17 protein-coding genes are annotated in these 17,058 nt (G+C 59.4%); 11 read left to right on the forward strand and 6 right to left on the reverse strand.

Annotated elements, in window-relative coordinates; all coding sequences use genetic code 11:
* Positions 1 to 29 precede the first annotated feature (29 nt).
* The 4 genes from HMPREF2614_RS07545 (at position 30) to HMPREF2614_RS07560 (ending at position 3,284) form a co-directional block, all read left to right on the forward strand.
* Positions 30 to 857 carry an LOG family protein gene (locus HMPREF2614_RS07545; protein WP_038628347.1) on the forward strand — a complete coding sequence of 276 codons (828 nt, stop codon included), beginning with the start codon at positions 30 to 32 and terminating at the stop codon, positions 855 to 857.
* 45 nt (positions 858 to 902) lie between these two features.
* Positions 903 to 1,715, forward strand: a complete 813-nt coding sequence (gene folP / locus HMPREF2614_RS07550) for a dihydropteroate synthase (protein ID WP_038629488.1) — start codon at positions 903 to 905, stop codon at positions 1,713 to 1,715.
* 222 nt (positions 1,716 to 1,937) lie between these two features.
* Positions 1,938 to 2,105 (forward strand): DUF3117 domain-containing protein, encoded by a 168-nt coding sequence (locus HMPREF2614_RS07555; protein WP_005509573.1) that lies wholly within the window; start codon positions 1,938 to 1,940, stop codon positions 2,103 to 2,105.
* Between the two features lie 303 nt (positions 2,106 to 2,408).
* The gene (locus tag HMPREF2614_RS07560) at positions 2,409 to 3,284 is read left to right on the forward strand and encodes a methyltransferase domain-containing protein (protein ID WP_038629489.1); all 876 of its coding nucleotides are present in this window, start codon (positions 2,409 to 2,411) and stop codon (positions 3,282 to 3,284) included.
* Positions 3,285 to 3,287: 3 nt separating this feature from the next.
* On the opposite strand, the gene budA is transcribed toward HMPREF2614_RS07560, so the two are convergent.
* The 3 genes from budA to glgA form a co-directional block, all read right to left on the reverse strand.
* Positions 3,288 to 4,037 carry an acetolactate decarboxylase gene (gene budA, locus HMPREF2614_RS07565; protein ID WP_038628349.1) on the reverse strand — a complete coding sequence of 250 codons (750 nt, stop codon included), beginning with the start codon at positions 4,035 to 4,037 and terminating at the stop codon, positions 3,288 to 3,290.
* Positions 4,038 to 4,179: 142 nt separating this feature from the next.
* Positions 4,180 to 5,703 (reverse strand): glycoside hydrolase family 5 protein, encoded by a 1,524-nt coding sequence (locus HMPREF2614_RS07570; protein WP_038628352.1) that lies wholly within the window; start codon positions 5,701 to 5,703, stop codon positions 4,180 to 4,182.
* A gap of 200 nt (positions 5,704 to 5,903) precedes the next feature.
* The gene (glgA, locus tag HMPREF2614_RS07575) at positions 5,904 to 7,100 is read right to left on the reverse strand and encodes a glycogen synthase (protein ID WP_038628355.1); all 1,197 of its coding nucleotides are present in this window, start codon (positions 7,098 to 7,100) and stop codon (positions 5,904 to 5,906) included.
* Positions 7,101 to 7,212: 112 nt separating this feature from the next.
* Between glgA and glgC the strand changes: the two genes are divergently transcribed.
* Entirely contained in the window at positions 7,213 to 8,430 is a 1,218-nt protein-coding gene (gene glgC / locus HMPREF2614_RS07580; RefSeq protein ID WP_038628357.1) for a glucose-1-phosphate adenylyltransferase, read from the forward strand.
* A 311-nt stretch (positions 8,431 to 8,741) separates the two neighbouring features.
* Here the strand turns inward: glgC and HMPREF2614_RS07585 are convergent, their stop codons facing one another.
* Positions 8,742 to 9,416, reverse strand: a complete 675-nt coding sequence (locus tag HMPREF2614_RS07585) for an O-methyltransferase (RefSeq protein WP_038628360.1) — start codon at positions 9,414 to 9,416, stop codon at positions 8,742 to 8,744.
* Positions 9,417 to 9,574: 158 nt separating this feature from the next.
* Between HMPREF2614_RS07585 and sigE the strand changes: the two genes are divergently transcribed.
* The 4 genes from sigE to tatB all read left to right on the forward strand — a co-directional run bounded on the left by sigE (position 9,575) and on the right by tatB (position 12,699).
* Positions 9,575 to 10,228 (forward strand): RNA polymerase sigma factor SigE, encoded by a 654-nt coding sequence (gene sigE, locus HMPREF2614_RS07590; RefSeq protein ID WP_038628362.1) that lies wholly within the window; start codon positions 9,575 to 9,577, stop codon positions 10,226 to 10,228.
* A 77-nt stretch (positions 10,229 to 10,305) separates the two neighbouring features.
* A complete protein-coding gene (locus HMPREF2614_RS07595) occupies positions 10,306 to 10,671 on the forward strand; it encodes an anti-sigma factor family protein (protein ID WP_038629490.1) in 366 nt (121 codons plus the stop codon).
* The gene (locus HMPREF2614_RS07600) at positions 10,671 to 11,990 is read left to right on the forward strand and encodes a S1C family serine protease (RefSeq protein WP_038628365.1); all 1,320 of its coding nucleotides are present in this window, start codon (positions 10,671 to 10,673) and stop codon (positions 11,988 to 11,990) included. Before HMPREF2614_RS07595 ends, HMPREF2614_RS07600 begins: the two co-directional genes overlap by 1 nt.
* Before the next feature lie 112 nt (positions 11,991 to 12,102).
* A complete protein-coding gene (gene tatB / locus HMPREF2614_RS07605) occupies positions 12,103 to 12,699 on the forward strand; it encodes a Sec-independent protein translocase protein TatB (protein ID WP_038628367.1) in 597 nt (198 codons plus the stop codon).
* A gap of 281 nt (positions 12,700 to 12,980) precedes the next feature.
* Here the strand turns inward: tatB and HMPREF2614_RS07610 are convergent, their stop codons facing one another.
* Positions 12,981 to 14,114 carry an Mrp/NBP35 family ATP-binding protein gene (locus HMPREF2614_RS07610; protein ID WP_038628370.1) on the reverse strand — a complete coding sequence of 378 codons (1,134 nt, stop codon included), beginning with the start codon at positions 14,112 to 14,114 and terminating at the stop codon, positions 12,981 to 12,983.
* A 319-nt stretch (positions 14,115 to 14,433) separates the two neighbouring features.
* Here HMPREF2614_RS07610 and HMPREF2614_RS07615 point away from each other — a divergent pair, with 319 nt between their 5' ends.
* Positions 14,434 to 14,916 carry a YflT domain-containing protein gene (locus HMPREF2614_RS07615; RefSeq protein ID WP_038628373.1) on the forward strand — a complete coding sequence of 161 codons (483 nt, stop codon included), beginning with the start codon at positions 14,434 to 14,436 and terminating at the stop codon, positions 14,914 to 14,916.
* Positions 14,917 to 14,959: 43 nt separating this feature from the next.
* Here the strand turns inward: HMPREF2614_RS07615 and HMPREF2614_RS07620 are convergent, their stop codons facing one another.
* The gene (locus tag HMPREF2614_RS07620) at positions 14,960 to 16,036 is read right to left on the reverse strand and encodes a magnesium and cobalt transport protein CorA (RefSeq protein WP_224786570.1); all 1,077 of its coding nucleotides are present in this window, start codon (positions 16,034 to 16,036) and stop codon (positions 14,960 to 14,962) included.
* 190 nt (positions 16,037 to 16,226) lie between these two features.
* Between HMPREF2614_RS07620 and HMPREF2614_RS07625 the strand changes: the two genes are divergently transcribed.
* Positions 16,227 to 16,982 (forward strand): type 2 periplasmic-binding domain-containing protein, encoded by a 756-nt coding sequence (locus HMPREF2614_RS07625; RefSeq protein ID WP_038628378.1) that lies wholly within the window; start codon positions 16,227 to 16,229, stop codon positions 16,980 to 16,982.
* The last annotated feature ends 76 nt before the right edge of the window (positions 16,983 to 17,058 follow it).

Here is a 17,058-nt window from a genome sequence, read left to right on the forward strand (position 1 = left end):
ATGTCATTGCTGGCATACATTGTGAGGTTATGAAACCTGTACGTACTCCGTCCCCAGCTAAGCGCCGTGCACTCCGCGGCCCAATCGCGATCCGACAGGCAGGCGAACCGCAGGCGTCTACGACCGACCGCAGGCTGTTGTCACACAATCCGAACACGGATTGGCTGCACAACGATACCTGGCGTGTGCTGCGCATTCAGTCGGAGTTCGTTGACGGCTTTGGTGCGTTGGCGGAAATCCCGCCGGCGGTGACGGTATATGGTTCGGCACGTCTGCCAGAGGACAGCCCTTACTACCAGTGGGGCTTCGACCTGGGCAAGGCGCTGGCGGAGGCGGGTTACGCGACCATCACTGGTGGCGGCCCGGGCATCATGGAAGCCGCCAACCGCGGCTGCTACGACGCCGACGGCCTGTCCATTGGGTTGGGCATTGAGCTGCCGCACGAGCAGCACTTGAACGACTGGGTCGACCTGGGCATGAACTTCCGCTACTTCTTCGTGCGTAAGACCATGTTCCTGAAGTACTCGCAGGCGTTTATTTGCCTGCCGGGTGGTTTCGGCACGCTCGATGAACTTTTTGAGTCACTGGTGATGGTGCAGACCGAGAAGGTGGAAAATCACCCAATCGTGCTGCTCGGCACTGAGTTCTGGTCGGGGCTGGTTGATTGGATGCGTGAGAAACTAGTGGCCATGGAGCTAATTTCTCCGACTGATATGGACCTTTTCCTGGTCACCGACTCCATTGAAGAAGCTGTCGAGTACATCGAGGCCGCGCACGAAAAGCTGATGGAAGACTGTAAGCAGACCTCTGACGTTCGCGAAAAGCTCCGCCGAGTCCGTCGTTTCAGCGAAAGGTAGGACGCTGTGCGGAGCTTTTATCAGGACTCCGCGGTGCCGACGGTGATGGCCATCGTCAATCGCACCCCGGATTCCTTCTATGACCGTGGCGAGACGGCTGCGGAGGAGGCTGCGCTTGCTCGCGTCGACGAAGTTGTTGCGGCAGGCGCGGGCATTGTCGACATCGGCGGCGTCAAGGCCGGTATCGGTGCAGAAGTAACTGTTGCCGAGGAAATCGAGCGCGTGGTGCCGACCATCGCGAAGGTTCGCGAGCGCTATCCTGACCTGCACATCAGCGTCGACACCTGGCGCGCAGAAGTCGGAGAGGCCGCCATCAACGCTGGCGCCAACCTCATTAACGACACTTGGGCGGGCCATGACCCGGAGCTGCTGGAAGTCGCGGGTTCCCACGGGATGGGTTACGTCTGCTCGCACACCGGTGGGGCTCTGCCACGCACCAATCCGATTCGCGTGCGTTACGACGACATCGTGGACGATGTCATCTCAGAAACCGGCAAACTCGCCCAGAGGGCAGTGGACGCTGGCGTGCCGGAGGACCGCATCCTCATCGATCCCACCCACGACTTTGGCAAGAACACCTACCACGGCCTCGAACTTCTGCGGCGCTGCAATGAGCTCGTGGATACAGGCTGGCCGGTGCTTATGGCGCTGTCGAATAAGGACTTCGTCGGTGAGACTCTGGACCGCCCGGTCGAGCAACGTGTGCCCGGCACCTTGGCCGCGACTGCCCATGCGGCAGCTGCCGGCGTTGCGGTGTTCCGTTCGCATCAGGTGTCCGAAACCCTTGATGTCTGTCGCATGACTCTGGCTATTTTCGGTGATTTTGCACCACTGCATCCGGTGCGTGGGCTGGTGTAAGGGGCGTAGTTTGAGGCGCTTCACCCATGCCGCTGCGTGAAATAAAGGATTATGATGAAGAGAAGTAGTCGAAAATGCCGACAGGGATTCTAAACCGGAATCTTGAACCGGGGTCTTAGACCGAGGTCTTGAACCGGATTGTCAATCTCCCGGCTACCACAGCTGAGCTGGGGTAGCTGGTCGTCTCCTGCATCGACATTGTCTTAGAACGAAGGAGTTCACATGGCAGCAATGAAGCCGCGTACCGGTGATGGTCCGCTGGAGGCAGTTAAAGAGGGCAAGAAGATTGTGATGCGCGTCCCCGCAGATGGTGGTGGGCGCCTGGTGGTGGAACTCTCCCCAGAGGAGGCCAAGGAGCTCGGCGCAGAGCTCGTAGCAGTAGTGGAGTAGTGGATACCCGGGTAGCGGGGTAGCGGCCGGGCTTGTCCGGTTTTGCCCCAGGGGCGACCTACACAAGTGGTGTAGGTCGCCTTTTCTTTTTTCAGGTGATAACGGCTCGAATGCGGGTTTATAAACAAAAAGTACGGGCTGCACATGTGAAACTGTGCGAGTTTATGACACTTTGAAGCCGTCTTTCGGACCATTTTTGTCATAAACGCAGTCAGTAACTCGCATTGGAGTTACTTGGCTGAGCTCGACACGGGCTAAGATAGTGAAAATTATTTTTCTAGCTCAGTTTGAGGAGTGACCGACGTGCTAGCTGACATCATTGATGTGCTTGCTGACCCCATCGATGGCACTGATTTGAAGTTTGGTGATGCCGAACGAATGACTCTGAAGTCCGAATCCGGACATAGCTATGATGTCGCCCGCCAGGGTTACGTTACGCTCGCCGGTGGGGCTGGTCTGCGCTACACCGGCGATGACGCCAAGATGATTACCGCTCGAGAGGAGTTCCTCTCTGGTGGCCACTATGCTCCATTCGTTGAGGCAGTTACAGGTAACGTCCAGGACGTGCTTGACGACGCCAATGTGTCCGAGGCCGCCAGCCCAGTCATCTGCGAAGTCGGTGCGGGCACTGGTTACTACCTCGCACACACGCTGGACAGCATTCCCAATTCTCGTGGCGTAGGCATTGATGTGTCTGTGCCGGCCGCCAAGCATCTGGCCAAGAGTCACCCGCGGCTCGGTGCGGTCGTGGCCGATGCGTGGGCACGGTTGCCGCTGCGTGATGGCTCCATCGATGCGCTTACGGTTGTCTTCGCACCTCGCAACGCGGAGGAGTTCGCTCGCGTGCTCAAGCCGGGCGGCCAGGTCGTGGTTCTGACTGCCACTACTGGTCACCTGGGCGAGCTTCGTGAGCCGCTGGGCATCATCGATGTCGAGCGCGGCAAGGTCGAGCGCATGATTTCCCAGGCGGAGGGGCACCTCGTGCCTGTTGGTGACCCGGAGTTGGTGGAGTTCGGTATGAACCTCAACCAGAGTGCAATTGCCGCTCAGATCGGGATGAGCCCGTCGGCACGCCATATCCACCCAGAGGTGCTGCAGGAACGTATTGCAGCGCTACCTGCAGAAATGCACGTCACCGCCCGTGCCTATGTCACCCGTCTGGGGCGCCCGGGAGACTAGCGCCTACTCCTTGACCTCGGTTTTGTGAATCTGCTCATCCAGGTCATCCGGATCCAGATCAGCATCCGAGAATTCCGCCGTTAGCGGAAGGCGAAGTTGCAGGTCGGTGCCCGGGCACAACTCGATAGTGCCCGAGCGCAGCTTAAAGTCCAGCACATGCCCGCCGCCGGTGCCGCCTTCCGCGAGGAAGTGCACGTGACAGCCGGGCACCGAAATTCCCTTCTCATAGACCGGCGTGCGGAAGCCCGCAATCGTGCCCCGTAAGTTCTCAAAATCAACCGAGGCGTCTTCTTCCGTCGCATCAACCATCTTCTGGTACGGCTTTTCCTGCTTTACGACGGTTCGAGTCTTCACCCACTCAAATTCGCCGGTAATCCGCAGTGCGTACATAAAGTTTTGGCTCGGCACCAGGGAATCGATGATGGGGCTAATTTCCTTGCGAGTCAGGTTTTCCGGCGCATCCATCACCGTGTGCGGGACGAAGTTGGTCACCACCGTGTAGGGGCTGCGCTGATCCATGGTGGCCCGGGTTGCGGAGCCGTCGTGACGCACCTGCCAGCAGACCCCGTCGAGGATTACCATTTCGCCATCGAGGCCGTCGAAGGTACCGATGCCGAAGTTTCCATGACCAAGGATTTCGCCAATGGTCATCTCGCCGTCGTAGATGCCATCGAGCAGTGCGGACATCAGTGAGTTTTGGAAAATTGTGTGTCGGACCGTTGGAAAATTCTCGTGAGTGGTCATGGAAGCCATTATATTCGCGATATTTGTAGCCCAAGCTGGGGCGGGTCGTCTGTTAGATGTCCGATCGGCTTGTGGGTAAGGAAATCGTGGCAAGAAAAACGCCCTGCGGAAAAATCCACAGGGCGCGATTTGGTGAATCGAGCGGTTGGTTCTACTTCGGCTGGATGGTGACTGTCACTTGGTCAGCAGTGGAGACGATATGAACGGTCTGGCCATCGGCAGCGACAGTGGCGTGGCCGCCTTCGACATTCACTGTGAACCCATTCGGGAAGTTGATCGAGGGCACAACGAGCTCGCTGGTGGAACCAGGTGCGAAAACTCCGGTGCCATCGACGCGACTATTGTTCCAGCTGGCCTCGTAGACCCGGGTGTCTGCGTTCCAGTCAGTAGCCTGCGGGGTGCCCGCGACTGCCCGCAGGTGTGGAGCAGCGAGGATGGTCATCTTGTCGCGGTTGAAGGCATCGGCACCTACAGGTCCTGGAACAGTCGGGTCGAAGACCATGCCCTGTTCCTTCTGGTTCTGCGTCGTCGGGTCGTTGCATCCGCAGTAGGACCAGTACTGCCAGCCGACCATGTGGCGGCGGGCAAGCGAAATTACGCCATTGAGGGTATCGGCATCGTCGGTGGCGCCGAACTCGGAAAGCAGTGTGGCCGAGCCGTTACCGGATGAGACGATTTCCGCATTGTCGAAGACACGACCATCGAAGAAGTCGCAGCCCGTGTAGGTGTTGAACAGGGCGTTCGTGGTGCAGTAGACATGCCAGCTGAGGGCCGTGCCAGCGGTATCAGGAACCTGCGGGGCGGCCGGATCGGTATTCAATCCGGTGTTCCACATGGAGTAGGGCTCGTAGTGGACAATAGCGTCCTGGTCCTTGGCGACAATCTGATCGGCAGCCTTCTGGTGCAGTTCATCGAGCTTTGCCTTAGCTGGACCGCAGTCGCCCTGAGCCAGGTAGCACAGTGGGTACGCAGAACCTGGCCACGGTTCATTTATGATGTCGTAGCCCATCAGGCCCGGCATGTCACCGAGACGTTCTGCGACATGACCCCACATGGCAGCGTAACGCTCCTGCAGCCCAACGCCACCCGGTCCTTCGCGGTTATTTAGGAAGTTGTCGTATGCCCTAATGAGACCGATATTGAGGGCCTGGTTAGTTGGGAAGCCAACCTTCAGAAGGCTGGGAACGCCGTCGTCAATGACAGCCCAATCCGGGGCAAATTCGCCCTCGAACTTTTCGTTGTACATGTCCTGGTGGGCATCGACCAAGACCGCGATTCCACGCTCAGTGAGCATAGAGATGGTGCGGGCAATGGAATCCAGGTATTCGTCGTTGTAGACGCCGGGCTCTGGCTCTACTGCTTTCCAGATAATGCCGACTCGCATGGAGTCGAAGCCCTGCTGCACGAGCCAGTCAGCGTCGTCCTCGTTAAAGCCTCCGGCCTCGGGGGTGTAGGGATCGTGCTTGTAGACGATGTTCGACCCCTGAGTGAGGAAAGCTCGGCCATCACCGTCGGTAAACCAGCGACCGGACTGTCCCAGGGGACCACGCTCGGTGATGGTAGCGGTACTAGGGGATGGTGCTACTTCTGTCGCGAGCGCCTGATGCGGTACTGCCCCCGCTAGCGCTATGGCAATGGCGGCACCAACTGCTGCCACCTTCTTAGTGAATCTCATACTCAATATGCTATTGACCAGTAATGATAAATTCATCCAAAACTCAAATTAGGTTCAGAAAAGTGGGCAAACGCATAAATAAACGTCCTGAATGGGGTTAGCAAAAAGGCTAAAAGGCCCACCGCTTCCTCTTTGGAAGCGATGGGCCTTATGAGGACACACCGTCCACTGCACAGCCGTAGCGTCTCGCAGACAGCCTGTTACATCAAAGACTTATAGACTTCGACGGTCTGCTCGGCGATGTTCTCCCAGCTAAACACATCCTCAGCGCGCTTCTTACCCGCCTGGCCAACCTTGGCAGCGTGGTCACGGTCGGCGACCATGTTGTTGACAGCGGCAGCAATGTCGCGTTCGAAGCCCTCCGGATCGGACTCGTCGTAGTGAACCAGAGTGCCGGTTTCACCGTCGACGACAACCTCCGGAATACCGCCGACATCAGAGGCGACAACGGCGGTGCCACAGGCCATAGCCTCGAGGTTGACGATGCCCAGCGGCTCGTAGATGGACGGGCAGACGAAGGAATCCGCGGCCGTCAGGATTTCCTGAATCTTTTCCTTCGGTAGCATGTCCTTCACCCAGAAAATGCCGTCGCGCTTTTCCTGCAGGTCGTGAACGAGCTGCTCGGTCTCCTTAGCGATTTCCGGGGTGTCCGGCGCGCCGGCGCACAGTACAAGTTGCACACCGTCGTCGAAAAGCGATGCGGCCTTGACCAGGTGAGCGACACCCTTCTGACGGGTGATGCGGCCGACGAACGCAACCATCGGACGAGACGGGTCAACGCCGAGCTCTTCCAGGACGGACCAGCCGTTCTGCTCCTTGGACTCTTCCCACGTCGGACGCGGGTGCCACAGCTCAGTGTCGATGCCGTTCAGAACGACGTGGACCTTGTCGGGGGAGATACGCGGGTAGGCGTCCAAGATGGCGTCCTTCATGCGCGCAGAGACAGCAATGACAGCGTCTGCGTACTCCATAGCATTGCGCTCGGACCAGCTGGAAACGTCGTAACCGCCACCGAGCTGCTCGCGCTTCCACGGGCGGTGCGGCTCCAACGAGTGCGCGGTAGCCACGTGTGGAATGCCCTTGAGCAGACCGGTGAGATGGCCACCCAGGCCTGAGTACCAGGTGTGAGAGTGGACGACATCAATGTCGGTTGCCGCAGCGGCATCAGCCATGCGCAAACCCGTGGACAGCGTTTTAATCGAGGCGTTGGCATCCTTCAGCTCCGGGTCAACGCCGTGGACATATACATCCGCCTCATCGCGAGGAGCACCCATGCAGTGCACATCGACGTCAACGCCGTCGAGGCCGCGCATGAAACGAGTCAGTTCAGTTACGTGAACACCTGCTCCGCCGTAAATCTCCGGAGGGTATTCCTTGGTCATCATGGCAACACGCATAGTTCCAGCGTAGCCAGATTTGACAATTTCCGTCGCTTGATATGTCTGGGTGTGGGTAGTGAGGAGGGGAGACTGGCAGCGAGGAACGTAAATCGCATATAGGTTGGTTGGTGTGAGGAGTCAACCACATGTTTTGTCCATTGTCCTTGCCGGTGGCGAAGGCAAGCGTCTCTTCCCGCTGACGGAAGACCGCGCTAAGCCCGCCGTGCCTTTCGGCGGCAGCTATCGGCTTATCGACTTCGTGCTGTCGAACTTGGTTAACGCAGGTTTCCTGAAGATCTGTGTGCTGACCCAGTACAAGTCCCACTCGCTCGACCGTCACATTTCGCAGGCGTGGCAGCTGTCCGGCATCACCGGCCAGTACGTCACTCCGGTGCCGGCTCAGCAGCGTCTGGGTAAGCGCTGGTTCACTGGTTCGGCTGACGCGATTCTGCAGTCGCTGAATTTGGTTTATGACGAGGATCCGGAGTACGTCATCGTCTTCGGTGCCGACCACGTCTACCGTATGGACCCGCAGCAGATGCTGGAGGCCCACATCGAGTCTGGCGCTGGCGTTACCGTTGCTGGTATCCGTGTCCCACGCTCCGAGGCCAGCGCATTCGGTGTCATCGATGCGGATGACAACAACCGAATCACCGAGTTCCTGGAGAAGCCGGCTGATCCGCCTGGCACCCCGGATGACCCGGACTCGACGTTCGCGTCGATGGGTAACTACATCTTCACTACCTCCGCGCTTATCGACGCAATTAAGCGTGACTCGGAAGATGAAAACTCCGACCATGACATGGGCGGAGACATCATTCCGATGTTGGTAGAGGAGGGCGAGGCCTTCGTCTGGGACTTCAAGGACAGCTACGTTCCGGGTGAGACCGAACGTGATAAGGGCTACTGGCGTGACGTCGGTACCATCGATGCCTTCTACGAGGCCAATATGGACCTGATTTCCGTCCACCCGGTGTTTAACCTCTACAACAAGAAGTGGCCAATCCACACCTTCTCGGAGGAGAACCTGCCTCCGGCGAAGTTTGTCCAGGGTGGTATTGCTCAGGCTTCCATGGTGGGTGCCGGTTCGATTGTCTCTGGTGGCACAGTTCGCAACTCGGTGATTAGCACCAACGTCGTGGTCGAGGATGGCGCGACGGTGGAGGGCTCGGTTCTCTTCCCAGGTGTGCGCGTCGGCCGCGGAGCAGTGGTTCGTCACGCGATCTTGGATAAGAACGTTGTTGTCTCCGACGGCGCCATCATTGGTGTCGATCCGGAGAAGGACGCAGAGCGCTTCAAGGTCAGCGCTGGTGGCGTTGTGGCCGTCGGTAAGGGCAAGGTTATCTAGCCTGTCAAAGCCGGCTCAGGCTGCAAGAAGGCACGTACCGTGGGGTACGTGCCTTTTTCTTTTAAGCTTTTTGCTGCTTAGTTGCTACCTAGCCCCAAAACTGGCAATCCCAAAAATGTGGGCTGCACGTGGGGCTACGGGCTGCAAAAGTGAAACTGTGCGAGTTTATGACACTTTCAGGCCACTTTTTTGGTTCATTTCTGACATAAACGCGGCCAGTAACTCGCATTGGCCCGAGGCCGCCAGCCATAAACGCAGTCAGTAACTCGCATTGGCGGGAGGCCGCCAGCCAGCCGGCCAACAGTAGAAAACTACTTCTTCACCAGCACAGTGGTTCCGGCTGCTAAGGGGAGCCGCATCACGTAAGCGTCGTCAAGCTGGAGCATGTATTCGTCGGCTTCGCGGGCAGCGACGGTGTCACGGTCAGTGCGTGACGAGTCAGCAACAGTGCCGTCGAGGAGCGCGCCGGTCAGGACGAGCGCGCCACCGGAGCGAAGCAGCGGCCAGGCCTTTTCCTGGGCGGCGCGGAGGATTGCCGGGGCGACGTCCAAGTAGACCAAGTCGTAGGAGTCGGCTGCCAGGCGATCCATGACCTCCAGTGGCTGCGAGGGCAGGAAGCGCTGTCGGTTGGGGCGGATGCCTGCGGCTCGGAAAGCGGACTTTGCCAGAGACTGGTGCTCGAGCTCAGGGTCGATGCAGGTGAGAACGCCGTCATCGCCGAGACCGGCGGCCAGGTGCAAACCGACTACGCCTGCTGCAGGCGATGCGATGACAGCGGCGGGGTGGCCGTCGCGGCGGGCACTGGTCAGGGCCATGAGCGAGGTCAAAGCGGCGCCGGTCATCGTATCGGGGACGGCAACTCCGTATTCGCTAGCGCTCTCTCGGGCGCTTTCAAGGGCCTCGGAGACTACGGTCGTGTTGTTGACGTGCTGTGCAATAGCGTCACGTGCGGATAGCGGGGTAGCAGAAGAACTCGTTTCGGACACGCTCTATAGCGTAGGAAAAAACTCCGTGCAGGGCAGCGGGGCGCGCCGGTCCGTGCCGGACTAGGCGGGTAAACAAGCCTCAAATTTGTCTGGACTCTCAAACTATTTTCAGGGTAAGGTCACTACAAACCTAAGGTTGGTAAGGAACACTGAACCTCATGCCCGAACGAGTCAAGTCCGAACGAGTCAGCGCAGGCGCCAGCCGCGAGGACGCCCCGTCCGCTGACGCAACTGAGCAACTGTCCGGCACCGCAGCTTTTGACGCAGGTGTGGGAGAGATGCCGTCGTGGTCGGAACTTGTCCAAGCCCACGCGGATAGTGTTTACGGGCTCGCATATCGGTTGACTGGTAACCAACAGGACGCGGAAGACCTGACGCAGGAGACATTCATGCGTGTGTTCCGCTCGCTGAAGTCATACCGTCCCGGCACTTTTGAAGGCTGGCTGCATCGGATTACAACTAACCTGTTTTTGGATATGGTCCGGCATCGGCAGGTGATCCGGATGGAGGCGTTGCCGGAGAACTACGACCGCGTCCCGGGCACGCTGAAGACGCCGGAGCAGGCCGTCGATGACGCGATGCTCGATCCGGATTTGGAAATCGCGCTGGCTGAGCTGCAGCCGGACTATCGCGCGGTGGTTGTCCTCTGTGATGTGGTGGGGCTGACCTACGAGGAAATTGCTAACACCCTTGGGCTCAAGATGGGCACCGTGCGTTCGCGCATTCACCGGGCACGTTCCAGCTTGCGGGCGACGTTGGAGCGTCTGGAGAGGCAGCGGCAGGAGCTGCCGGAGTCGGTCACCGCAGGCTAGTTTTCCCGCACTCAATCCGTGGGAGCGGCTATTGTGGGGCTAGTTAATAGGTGCGATTTCTGGAGGTGCTGCAGTCTGTGATTCAGCAGGGCGATGACAAGCGTTTTTTGTCAACGGAGCATCTCGGCACCGAGGCAATTGCCGCTTTTGTTGACGGCGAGTTGTCGGTCGTAGCTGAGCGACGTGCGCAGGCGCACCTGATGGCATGCCCGGAATGTCGCCGGGAGGTCGCGAAGCAGCGGCAGGCAGCCAAGCGTCTGCGTGATAGCGCGGCCTTGCACATTCCAGCTGAGCTGCGCGCTCGTATTGCTGATTTCGCAGGCAGCTGCGAGGACTCAGAGCCCCATAGGTCGGCGCGGCATCTCGCGCACCGTCCGCCGGAGTCGCTGAGCGCTGCGTTGGAGCAGATCGTTCGCGGTTTTCGTAAAGGTGGTAGTCACTAGTGGGCAAACATCGCGATTTCGATGATTCCGCGTTTGCCCCGGACGCCGATCGTGCCGCCGCAACTGGCGGGTTACAGCGTGCGCCAGGGCATAAGCTTGACGACGACACCAGCGCCACTACTAGAGAGTATTCGCCGTGGCAGGATTCGTCGTCACGCATGACGACGGGGCGTCCAGCCCGCAAACCCGAAGCGAAGAAGAAACCTCGCCCGAAGATGGCCCCCCGCGTCAGCGCGCGGGAAGTGATTTTTGGCCGTGAGGTGCCGTGGCGTGTGATTGCGGCGTCGTCGGCCGTGGTGCTGCTGATTGGCGGTGTTGGTGGCTTTGTCGGCGGTTGGGCTGGTAAGACTTTCCGCTCGGACTACCAGCGTGTGGAGTTGCAACAGGTCGAGGGGCGACCGGGCAACGGCGATTTGACCGAAATCGGCAAGGTGGCGGAGACTCTTCGTCCCGCGGTGGTGTCGATTGCGGTCAGTGCCGGTGAGGTTTCGGGCGTGGGCTCGGGGTTTGTCATTGATGGTGACGGTCATATTTTGACGAATAACCATGTCGTTTCGGCAGTGGCGGACCGGCAGGATATGCAGGTCTCGGTAACGTTTTGGGACGGTGGCAAGCTGAAAGAGGTGCCGGCCAAGATCATTGGCCGCGACCCGAAGACCGACCTCGCCGTAATTAAGGTCGAAGACGTTGCGGGGCTGACCGTGGCGCAGCTTGGTGATTCCAATGCGGTTGCGGTCGGTGACACGGTGATTGCGATGGGGTCGCCGCAGGGGCTGGGCGGAACGGTGACTTCGGGCATTGTCTCGGCGCTTAATCGGCCGGTGCGCCTGGCTGCTGAGGGGACTGATACGGATGGCTACGCCGATGCGATTCAGACCGATGCCTCCATCAACCCGGGTAACTCGGGTGGTCCACTGGTGGATATCCGCGGTGCCATTATTGGTATTAATACAGTGATTTTCAGTAGCTCGGGTGGCTCACAGGGGTTGGGCTTTGCGATCCCGATCAATTCAGCCGTTGCCATCGCTGAGCAGCTCATTGCCGGTGAGAAGCCGGTTCATCCGGGGATCGGCGTGACAGCGCGCACGGTTTCCAATGGCGCACTGACTGGTGCCGAGATTGCCAGCATCCTGCCGGGAGGTGTCGCTGATCGGGAAGGCCTGCAGGAAGGCGACGTGATTACGGCTGTGGGGGACCGCGCGGTATCGTCCGCAGATGAGCTCACGGTGGCGCTGTGGACTGTTGGCGCTGGTAATGAGGCGGTATTGAAGATCGTTCGCCACGGAGCCGAGCTGGAGGCGAAGATCACGCCGGAGTAAGGTGGCGCTGGTTTTGCTTGGACTTGCCTGGGGTTGGCTGGTTTCTGCGGATTTGGCGGATTTGGCCGCGCAATGCTGCATGCGAGGTGCACTGTAACTAAGGTGGTATAACGTGTTTTCTAATGTTGGCTGGGGCGAGATTCTCGTCCTCTTTATCCTCGGACTAATTCTCATCGGACCTGAGCGGTTGCCGAAGGTAATTGAGGACATCCGCGCATTGCTTCTGGCTGCGCGCACCGCAATCAATGACGCACGCGATAACCTCTCGGATGAGTTCGGTGAAGACTTCGACGATCTTCGCAAGCCGCTGCAGGAGCTCAACGATCTCCGTCGTCTCAACCCGAAGACCGCCATCACCAGGACGCTTTTCGACGGCGATGACACCTACCTGGACATGCTCTCCGGTAAGCCCGCAGCGGGTGGCGGCGGAACTGGTGCAACCGGAGCTGCAGGAGCCGGTGGATCCTCTGGAGTAGCTGGTGCGGCTGGAGCAACTGGTGCCGCAGGCCAGCAGTACCAGCAATCCAACAAGAGCCAGCCAGTGCAACCGGCTCCGTCGCAGCAGCCGGTCCCGCAGTCGGCTCAGCAGCCCGCCCAGCAGCCAGGAACGTGGCAGGATCCAGTTGCCCAGGCCCGCCAACAGCAGGCACAGCAAACACCACAGCAGCCCCGTGGGGTGCAGGCCTGGGTCGACGACGACAACCTATAGAGGTGGCAAACCGTTCCCGACCGCAAGTTACTGACCAGGGTTATGACACTTTGAGCACATATTTTGCCACGAAACTGTCATAAACCTAGTCAGTAAGTGCACGCAGCCGCGTCGGTGGATACACCGCCCGCAAACCCCGGACCACCGACAACACTTACACCGCCGAAAACCCCCAAACCACATACGCCCCAGACACTGCAGCCACAATGAGCAAAGGCCCCCTTCCCGGCACTGAAAATACCGGGGAGGGGGCGTCGCTATGATCGTCGTAAAGCGAAGGACTACTTCGGCGTCACGCCCAAGCCTAGCGACTTGCCTGCGAGCGACTCGCGACGAACAACCAGCTTGTCGGCGATAGCGTTCAGGGCCTCGCCCGCGCCCGAATCCGGCTTGGATAGGACAATCGGGGTGCCCTTGTCGCCACCCTCGCGGAGTTCGGTGTCCAGTGGCACCTGGCCGAGCAGCTCGACCTTTCCTCCGGTGATCTGGGTAAGACGACGGGCAACGGTCTCGCCGCCGCCTGTGCCGAAGACTTCCATCTTGGAGCCGTCGGGCATTTCCATCCAGCTCATGTTCTCAATGACACCGGCGATCCGCTGGCGGGTCTGCAGCGAGATGGTGCCGGCACGCTCGGCAACTTCGGCGGCGGCCATCTGCGGGGTAGTAACAATCACTAGCTCAGCGTTCGGCACGAGCTGCGCCACGGAGATGGCGATGTCGCCGGTTCCCGGGGGCAGGTCGAAAAGCAGGACGTCCAAGTCGCCCCAGAACACGTCCGCGAGGAACTGCTGGATAGCGCGGTGCAGCATTGGCCCACGCCAGACAACCGGTGCGTTGTCGTCGACGAAGTGTCCGATAGAAATCAGCGACACGTCGTGTGCCTGCGGAGGCATAATCATGTCGTCGACCTGGTGCGGCTTTTCCTCGGAGCCCATCATGTGCGGGATGGAGTGGCCGTAGACATCGGCATCGAGCACACCGACAGATAGACCCTTCGCAGCCAGCGCGGCAGCGAGGTTCACGGTCACAGAGGACTTACCAACGCCACCCTTACCGGAGGCGACGGCGAACACGCGGGTGCGGGAGTCCGGCTGGGCGAATGGGATCACCGGCTCGGAGGCGGTGCCGCGGACGGCGTTGCGGAACTCGCGGCGCTGCTCGTCATTCATCACATCGGTGGTGACGGTGACGTTGCCAACGCCCTCGATACCGTTGAGCGCATCTTCGGTGCGCTCGATGATGGTGTTTTTCATGGGGCAACCGGCGATGGTGAGGTAAATCTCCACGGCCACGTCGTTGTTGTCCGCCACCGAGATGGACTTGACCATGCCAATCTCGGTAATCGGGCGACGTACCTCAGGATCTTCGACCTGCGCCAGGGCGGTGCGAACTTCAGCTTCAGTAATCGTAGACATTATGTAGTGAATCTTATCGTGAGACCCCGTAAGACAAAGAACTACTGACAAAATCAGCAGTTTTCCGCTTTACGACGGTCACAGCGCCCAACCCTTCCGACAAGCGCGGTGGCGGTGGAATGGGTGGTGGGCCAGACGGTGGAACAATTGGAAACTGTCAGGCGTTGTCCTTGATAGAACGCTTTTTAGCGATAGTTTTAGCAATATTTTCAGCAACTGAGTCACCAATTGCTGTGACAACAACTGCAAGGGAACGGTGAAAGTACCGATGGCAAATGGGGAAGCGAACAGCGGTTGGGGGAGCGGCCGGGAACAGAGCATGAAGTCCCGGTTGCCTCAGCGGCAGGTGCCCGAGGGGTGGCCGGTGGGTAGCTTCACCAACTACGCCGATGCCCAGGCTGCGGTTGATTCGCTCAGTGATCGCGATGAGTTCCCGGTTTCCGACCTCACCATCGTCGGCGTTGACCTGATGCAGGTGGAGCGCGTGGTAGGTCGGTTGACCTGGCCGAAAGTGCTCGGTGGTGGCGCGCTGTACGGCCTATGGATGGGCCTGTTCTTCGGCCTGATTCTGGGGCTTTTCCAGGAAGATTGGGTTAGCCCGTTGATTGTTGGCCTCGGGATGGGCGCCATCTTTGGCATCGTGCTGGCGGCAGTCCCATACGCCATGCAAAACGGCAAGCGGGATTTCTCCACCACCACGGAGATTGTTGCTCGTCGCTACGATGTTTTGTGCAATCCCCGCAATGCCGAGCGTGCTCGCGACCTGTTGGCGCAGCGGGCTCTCGGTGGGAACCGCGGGTAGGTTGTTGTACTCGTCGTAAAGCGTTGCCTGCCAGAAGCGGAAACTACAGCCACTTGTTGCGGCGCAGGAGCCACACCAAAAACGCCACAATGGCGAACATGATGGCGAGGACGATGAAGTACCCGTACTCCCAGTGCAGTTCGGGCATGCGGTCGAAGTTCATGCCGTAGATACCGGCCAGGGCGGTTGGCACGGCGAGAATAGCCGCGTATGCCGAGATAGTACGCATGTCCTGGTTCTGCTGCAGCTGGATCTTCACTGCGGCGGCGTCGATGAGGGAGGAGAGGCGTTCGTCGAGTCCGGCTACGAGGTCCGCCGCGGCGAGCTGGTGGTCGAGAACATCGGAAAGATAACGGCTGACGTCCTTCGGCATGATGTCTTCTCGCAGATTCATCAGGGAGCGCAGCGCCGGCGTCAGCGGATCGATTGCGTGGCGCATCTCCAGGATTTCTCGTTTGAGGATGTAAATGTCCTCAATATCCGACACCAAATTCGGCTCGAAGACGGCATCTTCCATAATCTCCACGCGATCTTCCAGCTGCAACGCAATGCGCAGGTACGCATCGACGAGGTTGTCCGTCAGCGCCCACAGCACGCCCGCGGGACCGTAGTCGATGGCGTCGGTGGTGTTTTCCACACGCGCGCTAATGCGCTGCATATCCGAGCTCGGCATGCCCATGCGAATGGTGATGACGTACTCCTGGCCGATAACAATCATCAGCTGGCCAGAACGAATGATCTCATTTTCGTCGTCCGCGAGACCTTCCGGGGAGTAGTGAATCGAGCGAATCACAAAAACCACGTGATCATCGTGGATTTCAATCTTGGGGCGCTGGCGGTTAGTCAGTGCATCCTCCACCGTCAGCTCATCCAGCCCGTAAAGCTCAGCGATGGCGTCCATCTGTGTCGCGTTGGGGCGCGACAATGACAGCCACGTGAAGCCCTCGCCAAAATTACGCACCTCGGACAGACCGGAGAAGTGGTCGTAGGTGCCCGGCAAACGCTTGCCGCCGATGTAGACGCCGCAATCGCGCAGGGCATCGCGCACCGCCTCCGACTGCGTTTCTCCCACGCTTGACGACGATCCGTTGGTGCGCGTCACCTTCGAGACAGCTGACATTGCTGCGGATTTAGCTGCATTCGTTGCCCGAGCAGTTTTGCCGGGTTTTGCTGTGGCCGACGGCGTTTGGCTTTTACTGACCGAGTTAGTTCGCGGATTGCGAGCCTTTGACGAAGCGCTGTTGTTGCGGCTTTTCTCATCGCCCATTCTGGGTGACCTCACAATCCGTTCGTAGGTTACGCTGGTGTCGATGATTAATTTTAGACGTGCGAACGCCGGGTTCCACTTTCGCATCCGCTCAATGGGGTGCAAGGGGAGCTCCAAGGCTACTGCGTGCACTTTTACCGCCCTGGCATTGGTCGCTGGGGCAGCGGGGTTCGGTCTTGCCGCATGTTCTGATTTAGATCCGCAGATGCCCGTTCCTCCCGAACAGGAGGCGGTAGTGACTGTCGGGGCAGACCTACGCAACCCCGAGCAGGCAGCTCTTGCGTACCTGTATGCGCAAAGCTTTGAGAGGATAGGGCGGCAAGCGGAGGTCATCGGCATTCGCGATGCTGATGACCGGTTGCGGGCCGTACGCAATGAAGCAGTCCTGGTCTCTTTCGGATGCACAGGTGAGCTGCTCGGCCTGAGCGATTCCGCGTCCGCGGCTTCGCTGGCTGAGGAGTACGCCGACGACTCCACCCCGCACAAGCAATTCAGCGGCGAGTGGCGAGACCGTGTTTACGACGCATTTTCGCGGTCGTTGCCGGGTGAAGTTATGGCCACCGACGCGGGCATGGCGCAGGGGTGCACGGATGTGCCAGCTGACAATGCTGGGGCTGACTTGCCGCAATGGCTTGTGCCTTTCTACGTCAAGCCAGCGTTGGACCGGAGCGATCGAGTCCGAGTGCTCAATGAGATTGCTGGTTCGCTGAGCACTGAGGACTTAAAGCTGATGACCCGGGCTGTGGCTGGTGGCGCCAGCCCTGAGTTGGTCGCTCAGGAGTGGCTGGATAAGGCGTAGCCGGGGCGGCGGGGCTAGTTGCGGCGGTATCTGACGCGTATCCGCTGTTGGCTGCTGCTGTGTTTGTCTATTCGCC

Origin of the sequence: Corynebacterium sp. HMSC074C11 (assembly GCF_001809455.1) — a bacterium.
In the GTDB taxonomy this organism is placed as follows: domain Bacteria; phylum Actinomycetota; class Actinomycetes; order Mycobacteriales; family Mycobacteriaceae; genus Corynebacterium; species Corynebacterium amycolatum.

What these genes read in the sequence shown, in the direction of transcription:
- HMPREF2614_RS07545 (WP_038628347.1), top strand. Translation starts at nt 30, where the DNA reads ATGAAACCTGTACGTACTCCGTCCCCAGCTAAGCGCCGTGCACTCCGC.
- folP (WP_038629488.1), top strand. Translation starts at nt 903, where the DNA reads ATGGCCATCGTCAATCGCACCCCGGATTCCTTCTATGACCGTGGCGAG.
- HMPREF2614_RS07555 (WP_005509573.1), top strand. Translation starts at nt 1,938, where the DNA reads ATGGCAGCAATGAAGCCGCGTACCGGTGATGGTCCGCTGGAGGCAGTT.
- budA (WP_038628349.1), bottom strand. Translation starts at nt 4,037, where the DNA reads ATGGCTTCCATGACCACTCACGAGAATTTTCCAACGGTCCGACACACA.
- HMPREF2614_RS07570 (WP_038628352.1), bottom strand. Translation starts at nt 5,703, where the DNA reads ATGAGATTCACTAAGAAGGTGGCAGCAGTTGGTGCCGCCATTGCCATA.
- glgA (WP_038628355.1), bottom strand. Translation starts at nt 7,100, where the DNA reads ATGCGTGTTGCCATGATGACCAAGGAATACCCTCCGGAGATTTACGGC.
- sigE (WP_038628362.1), top strand. Translation starts at nt 9,575, where the DNA reads ATGCCCGAACGAGTCAAGTCCGAACGAGTCAGCGCAGGCGCCAGCCGC.
- HMPREF2614_RS07610 (WP_038628370.1), bottom strand. Translation starts at nt 14,114, where the DNA reads ATGTCTACGATTACTGAAGCTGAAGTTCGCACCGCCCTGGCGCAGGTC.
- HMPREF2614_RS07615 (WP_038628373.1), top strand. Translation starts at nt 14,434, where the DNA reads ATGAAGTCCCGGTTGCCTCAGCGGCAGGTGCCCGAGGGGTGGCCGGTG.
- HMPREF2614_RS07620 (WP_224786570.1), bottom strand. Translation starts at nt 16,036, where the DNA reads ATGTCAGCTGTCTCGAAGGTGACGCGCACCAACGGATCGTCGTCAAGC.
- HMPREF2614_RS07625 (WP_038628378.1), top strand. Translation starts at nt 16,227, where the DNA reads ATGATTAATTTTAGACGTGCGAACGCCGGGTTCCACTTTCGCATCCGC.